The organism is Paenisporosarcina sp. P5_A11 (assembly GCF_056400705.1).
The window spans coordinates 1-6,635 of sequence record NZ_JBFUKT010000180.1 but is presented as its reverse complement, the minus strand read 5'-3'; the positions used below and the strand labels follow the sequence as shown (position 1 = coordinate 6,635).

The following is a 6,635-nucleotide window of genomic DNA, read 5'->3' as shown; positions in this document are numbered from 1 at the left end:
CTATATAAATCAACATCAGGCGCTACACCTAAAGACGGAAAATCAACACTATTTTCCCCTTGACCTGCAATCGTACCTGATACGTGAGTACCGTGATACGTATAATATGAACCATTAGGATCAGTCGGCTTTCCTGCATTTACCCAATCTTGATACGTCGTTTCGGTTGGATCAGCATCATTATCGACAAAATCCCATCCCTTTACAGTTGCCGGATCAATAKTCGTTGAATCTTCTCCATCTTTTTTACGATATCCTTTATATGCGTCCGTTAAATCTGGATGCTTATAATCAATACCTGTATCAATGACGCCAACTTTAATTCCTGCACCCTTAACGTCTTCTCCATGCAAATCTTCAATACCTGGAAGAGGAATATAATTCTCTTTCAACGTATTGGTAGAAGTATTTTTCGCAGACACACTGAGCTTCTCTGATAACGATGTCGTTGTGGTCGATTTTCCATTACTAGCTGTCAAATCATTCGTATTGGAACCTTCTGGTCCGACTGGATCAATTTTTACAGCGCGATCTGCAAAAATTTGGCTTACTAAGTCAGACTCTAATAGTTTTTCCACATCAGTTCCTGGGAGTGTCATCGCTACTCCGTTAAACGCATGCTGGTATTCTCTAGTAATCTTAATTTCTGGCTGTGAAGCACGAGTAGACGGAGTGATGTCACTACTTTCTTCTTTTTGTTCCACCAATCTTTGAACATAATCTTTAAACTTTTTATGAGAATCTTTAACCTTTTTAGCAGCGTCTGTCAACGAAATCTCGTTTCCAGCTATTTGCTGCTGAATGACTGCTACTTTTGCTGGAGCTTGTTTAAATTGTACAATAACGCGAACTTGCTCAGAGCTGTTGACGTTGATTTGTGGTGAAATTTTTATTTCACTCTCAGTGGAAATTTTGTTCATTGCCTCTAACTGCTCAGGAGTTAAACTATATGTACCTGATTGAGCTTTACTTGGATTGATTCCTTGAATAGTGCTTTGGCTTTGGCTCGGGCTAAAACCTAAAACATTATAAGGAACGACAGAAGTCATTAATAATGTAGCCATGGTTGTCTTTGCAAGAATATTTGAAAACCTATTTTTCTCCAATTCACTTCTCCCCCTTATTAGTAACGGAACTTTTAAATATTAGAAATATTTCTAATATTTAAACGCCAAAACAATTCTACTTGATTTGATAAGTTTTATGTATTGTGGGAAATCAGAAATTTCACTCAACTAACCTTATCATCACACATTTCTACTTTTCTGAAAATACAACATAGGTAGTAACCTTTGTTGTCATTGGTTCTATACCTGTATAAAACAAAAATACTATATTAAGAGTGACATAATAAGGGTCAGGACATTTTTTTATAAGTGATTTTTAATTAAGAGTGACTGGTAAGAAGCCTTCAATAGCTATAGAAGCTACAGGACATTATCAAACTCCTGTCGGCATTACTTGGAAGAACGAGGATATTTTGAGAGCAAGTGAAGAAATAATTACAGACAAGATATTTGGATTATGTAAAAGTCKATCAATCAGGTGGGCAARAGAAAAAGCTATTCAGTTTAAAGCTGCGGCAGTTCGTATAAGGAAAATATCCATAAACTAAACAAATCATAAAAAAATCGACAGGTGCTACTGACTGTCGATTTTTACTGTTTAAAAGTTATTTATCAAATTTGTGATTTAGTATTTTRAAGTTTTAGTATTGACTTATCGTTCTGTTCCCTGCCGTCTCTTTAAATCAACTTTGTAACAAAACTCGTCCTTATCTGGACACGACAATAGTGGTTCTCAAAGATATCTGTCACTTTGACCGTTAATTTGCATATATTTTAAGTGTTATTTTGCACATACAACTTAAAAAAACCCAGCTACCTCACATGATAAGATTAGCTGGGTTTCTTATTTATTTACATCCATTCATTTATAGAACTATTTGGATCCGCCTAGTAAAAAAGCGACTGCTCATTGTTCAGCAATCGCGCCCGATTGTAGAAGATCACTAGAGCTTCTATTAGCTGGTTTAATTGCATAACAAGGCAACATAACTCGTTTTAGAACATCCAAAACGGGTTTTCGGTCAAAATTTTGTTTATCTTTTTCAATCTTTTTAGCAAACGCAACTTTATTTTAAATCTACATCATTACAAAAACGAGGCTGACCCAAAAGGACACGTAAAGTGACCTTTTGGTGTCAGCCTCATTTACTTGCTAGCTTTTTATATAAAGCCACTGCACTTTATACAAATCTATTGTACCATTTTTTAAAATTATGCAAATTTAAGTCTTTGGTGACTAAAGTTCCATTGTCAGGCGCTGTTAAACTAAACCCGTTAGCGAAAGCTTTGGATTTGCCGCGAGGGTTAACGCACAGCGTAGGTCTTAATGATTGTCTGTTCGATCTGGCTGCCGTTTACGTCCCATGCCTTGACACGGAGCGACACGTAACCAGATTTTGGGTTTTTCACGGACACCTTGTAGTGGCCATCTTTCTTGCTCGACACTTTCGCGGTGTTCCAGGTGACGCCGTCGTCAGTGGACACTTCGACTTCAACCCCTTTTATGTCTGGGGTATCACCTGATTGAAGGGCGAATGAAAGGTCAAAGTGGTAAGTGTTTCCACCCTTTGTCTTGTTTTCCCCATCCAGTTCAAGGTCATACGTTGGCCACAGTAAGCCAAGGTTTTCCCGTCCACTTGCCGGTCGCTCAGACTTGAACGTCCATGCTGTGTTGGTCTGTGTAGACATTCTGAATCCTGTCGGGTGCGCCGTATCCATGGTGATTCGGTAAGTCGCTGGGTCAGGGCTAACTGACAGCGGGTAAAAGAATGAGAAATAATTACTCGTTGTAAGGAGCTTTCCGTCCTTGTACAACCGAGCCACTGAAGTGTCTTCAGGGTAATCAAAAGCAAAATTGCCCCAGTGCCCCGGTTGGCTGTCGCCCTGTTCAAATATGTTGAGCGTGAATTTGTCTCCTTCACGATATGCCATGGTTATCTCCCTGTCAGCCAGACCATTGGCTGCACCAAGCCATGTCTCTTCGCGCTGTTCACCCGGAAGATAGATACGGTGTATGTCATTCATACTACGTTTCATGCGATTTTCGTCATGGACAGTGTGGTTCCATTTAATATCTTTCAGCATCGGCCACTTGCTGCCGGTTGAATACCACTCTTCCCGGTCTAGTGGTGCGTCGAAATAATAATCCAAGACTTGCAAGGTCACAAACTCACGCGGGCGGATCGACGCCAGCGAATCAACGAGAACCCTGCCTTTTGAACCGCGATAGTGTGCATTCACTACTGCAGAGTTTTCTTTAGTCACCGTGTCGACTGGGTTAGTCGGGATCGCTTCCGGAATAACCATCGCCATGTTATACACATACGGGCTGTTGGCAATACCCTTTAAGTTGATACTAGTAGGTCCGTTGGCAATTCGATCGAATAGCACCGCACCTTCGTCTTGTTGAAGGGTCCAGGCCGGAATTGTAATGCCGTCTGTTTTCAAAACGCTAGTCCAGAAAATGCCTGGTCCGTCGTAGACAATAAATACACCCGCAGCACCGGTAGCAGTCACTGCTTTAATCTGGTCAGTAACCGTCGATTCCGTATCACGAGTGATGACTGCCAGTTTGCCACTTAGATTCTTGCCACTGAGGTCATCAGGTCGAGCAAAGCCAAGATCGACTGCTTCCATTGTCTTATCGCCGTCCAACTTAGGCGTAAACTCGACATGCTCGAGCGGAATCGAATCACCAGTTCCGTCATACGATGCACGGATCAAAGGAGCGAATCTGCGCTGTTTGAAGCTAAAATCGAACGTGCCGGTCGTCAAAGGCTCAGTTGGTACCACGTATGCGTGATCCCAGTACGGATTATAAAAACCAGTTATTACATCCATTCTAAACTTGTCTTGATCCAGGCGGTACCCTAATTGGTATCCGGTCCCGTCGGACTCCTTAGGAGTAGAGATTTTGACCTCTTTACCCAACTGCGCATCTATCGTGAGGATCTTGTTCTCGCTAAGCTCAACTTCAGGATCACCTGCGAGGGTATGATTCTCTACAAGGAATCCAGCTTCATCGTAGGTATCCACGGTACCCATTACCGAGTAACGCCCTTGCGGCACTTCGATGAGCTTAATCCCAGTGTCTCTATTTGGTCTGACTTTATTGTAGGATCCCGTATCAAGGTTAACCACAATGAATTCTCCACTCGTTGTGTTTCCATTGCGGTCAATCAATTGAAGCGTTAAATCCACTGATGGTACCTTCTTCGTAGCGCCAATGGTCGTGTTTACTGTTTTACCGTCACTTGAAGTAGCCGTAACGACTGCTTTGTAATCACTTACAGTGCCGAGAGAAGGATCAAACGTCACTTCGACCGTACTGCTGCTATTGGCAGGAATTGTTACTTCTGACTGACTTAGTGTAAACATACCAGCCGGAGCCGGGGCTCCTTTTTCATTTTTAGATTCCATAGTAAGCGTTAATGTCATTTCACCATCGGATGGATTGACATAATCAAATGTCTTCTCGATCGGTTCACTGATTGCCTCAGCACTTCCAAGACTGACGACTGCAGGACTGCTATAGATGTTCGCATCCAGAGCTTTCTCAATGCTTACAAGTCCGCCTCCCTGCTGATAGGCCGTATTTTTGGCATTTGGAATAGCCGTTCCAACCAACACCTGCTTGATTCGGTCAGCAGACCAGTCCGGATGCCTTTGTTTAAGAATGGCTGCAGCACCAGCAATATGTGGTGTAGCCATCGACGTACCATTAGCAGAGGTATAATTGTCGTCAACGACAGTACCCATATAGGTTCCTGTTGCACGAGCAGCTACGATTCCTACTCCTGGTGCCATAATTTCTGGTTTGACACGGTAATTGTTGATAACCGGACCACGGCTTGAAAAGGGAGCTAACACGCCGGTTTTGTCTACTGCCCCAACAGTCAATGCTTTTTCGGCTACACCGGGTGATCCTACAGTTTTCTTATCTGATCCATCATTACCTGCAGCCACAACAAATAATGTGTCAGAGGTTTCACTCAAATTGTTAAGCGCTTGACTCACCGGATCAGTACCGTCACTCGGAGTAGGATTACCAAGACTCATACTGACGATATCGGCGCCTTCCTCAACTGCCCAATCCATTGCAGCGATGACTCCTGAATCAGAACCGTAACCACTACTGTCAAGCACCTTTCCAATTAGAAGCTCAGCACCTGGAGCTACTCCTTTTAATTTACCATTGGAAGCTGCGCCAGATCCCACGATAGTCGAAGCAACATGCGTTCCGTGACCGTGATGATCGATAGAATCAGGGTCGTCTGTGAAGTTCTTCGCTTCTAAGATGGTTCCTTTAACATCAGGATGATTCGAATCAATCCCAGTGTCTAAGACAGCCACTTTCACGCCTTTGCCATCATATCCAGCCTCCCATGCTATCGGGGCCCCGATCTGCGAAACACTCTGTTCTAGCGTCACTTGTACCATTTTGTCGAGCCATATCTTCTCTATACCACCAGCAAGTACCGGCTCGGTCGCTTCGAAGTCGCTGTCGTCGTCGATTGCTTCCCAGAACGTCTCAGCCTCCGATTTGTTCACCTTAAGCGCAATACCGTTGGCACTCTCTAATACCATGTCCTTTTTAGAACCTGCTGGAGCAGTCTTTTCTAACGCTTTGCCCACTTTGGCCGGTGTGCCCGCGTAATTCGCGATCACCGGTATTTCGCCGTTAGCGTCGTCGTATCCGTACTCTATCAACTTGGTTATGTTGAACAGGTCGCGGTCAAGCTCATCCGCATCGATGTACGGCTGAGCCTTAGCCGGGATGACATAGTGATCGTCACCTATCCGAATCTGATTTATTTCCGTTGGTTCGCCATCGAGTGACGGTTCGACTGTCACTGTCTGTAACCCGTCAGCATAACTGTCAATCTTCAAAACTTCGCCCGTGATAAGGGTAACAGTGTGCGAGTCGACAACCATGTTGTTCTGTAGTTGCTTGGACGCCTGGTTGGCCAGCGTTTTGGCGGTGGTGGCATCATAAGCAAATGAATGAACAGTACTTGTTGCCAAAAGTACTGCAGATACCAATCCTGCGGTCATTACATTAACAATTTTTTTGTTTCTCCTCTTCCCCATTAAATCTCTCCTCTTCCTTACTAAATAGTAGATTAATATATTTGTAAAAATGTGATGGTTTCGTGCTAATGACTTAACTTCACATTTAATACACTGATCTGTCCCTTCAACATCAGGTTATTAAAATTTTTCAACTAATCTAGCATCAGCTGAGTCTATTCAATAGTTATTCAATATTCAGAAATATTACTCAAACTAGCTTTATCATACGACATTTCCACTTTTCTGGAAATGACACAAAAGTACTATACCAAGAGTAATAAGGGTCAGGACATTTTTTATAAGTGATTTTTAATTAAGAGTGACTGGTATGAAGCCTTCAATAGTTTTAGAAGCTACAGGACATTATCAAACTCCTGTCGTCATTACTTGGAAGAACGAGGATATTTTGAGAGCAAGTGAAGAAATAATTACAGACAAGATATTTGGATTATGTAAAAGTCTATCAATCAGGTGGGCAAGAGAAAAAGCTATTCA

Annotated in this window: 2 protein-coding genes; both read right to left on the bottom strand. The window is 42.7% G+C overall.

What is annotated here, in order from left to right:
- Nucleotides 1-1,106, bottom strand: a 1,106-nt coding sequence (locus AC1DOS_RS16915) for a S8 family serine peptidase (RefSeq protein WP_477538441.1), incomplete at its 3' end; no start/stop codon positions are given.
- Nucleotides 1,107-2,372: 1,266 nt separating this feature from the next.
- Complete coding sequence (locus tag AC1DOS_RS16910; protein ID WP_477538440.1) at nucleotides 2,373-6,158, bottom strand: S8 family serine peptidase; 3,786 nt, start codon at nucleotides 6,156-6,158, stop codon at nucleotides 2,373-2,375.
- Nucleotides 6,159-6,635: the final 477 nt, after the last annotated feature.